This window comes from Atlantibacter hermannii, from assembly GCF_009907385.1.
In the GTDB taxonomy this organism is placed as follows: Bacteria; Pseudomonadota; Gammaproteobacteria; order Enterobacterales; family Enterobacteriaceae; genus Atlantibacter; species Atlantibacter hermannii_A.
In genome coordinates this window covers 1-770 of record NZ_JAAATR010000050.1, presented here as the reverse complement: position 1 = coordinate 770, position 770 = coordinate 1, and the positions used below count along the sequence as shown (strand labels likewise).

The 770-nt window shown below is 53.8% G+C and carries 1 protein-coding gene; it reads right to left on the bottom strand.

What is annotated here, in order from left to right:
* Positions 1–16: 16 nt before the first annotated feature.
* A protein-coding gene (locus GV764_RS14470; protein ID WP_095033700.1) for an IS1-like element IS1B family transposase occupies positions 17–714 on the bottom strand; the annotation gives its coding sequence in 2 pieces (ribosomal slippage) (positions 17–465 and positions 465–714; 699 coding nt in all).
* Between the last annotated feature and the right edge of the window lie 56 nt (positions 715–770).

Sequence of the window (770 nt, the reverse complement as noted above, 5' to 3'; positions counted from 1 at the left end):
GGGTAATGACTCCAACTTATTGATAGTGTTTTATGTTCAGATAATGCCCGATGACTTTGTCATGCAGCTCCACCGATTTTGAGAACGACAGCGACTTCCGTCCCAGCCGTGCCAGGTGCTGCCTCAGATTCAGGTTATGCCGCTCAATTCGCTGCGTATATCGCTTGCTGATTACGTGCAGCTTTCCCTTCAGGCGGGATTCATACAGCGGCCAGCCATCCGTCATCCATATCACCACGTCAAAGGGTGACAGCAGGCTCATAAGACGCCCCAGCGTCGCCATCGTGCGTTCACCGAATACGTGCGCAACAACCGTCTTCCGGAGCCTGTCATACGCGTAAAACAGCCAGCGCTGGCGCGATTTAGCCCCGACGTATCCCCACTGTTCGTCCATTTCCGCGCAGACGATGACGTCACTGCCCGGCTGTATGCGCGAGGTTACCGACTGCGGCCTGAGTTTTTTAAATGGCGGAAAATCGTGTTGAGGCCAACGCCCATAATGCGGGCGGTTGCCCGGCATCCAACGCCATTCATGGCCATATCAATGATTTTCTGGTGCGTACCGGGTTGAGAAGCGGTGTAAGTGAACTGCAGTTGCCATGTTTTACGGCAGTGAGAGCAGAGATAGCGCTGATGTCCGGCAGTGCTTTTGCCGTTACGCACCACCCCGTCAGTAGCTGAACAGGAGGGACAGCTGATAGAAACAGAAGCCACTGGAGCACCTCAAAAACACCATCATACACTAAATCAGTAAGTTGGCAGCATCACCC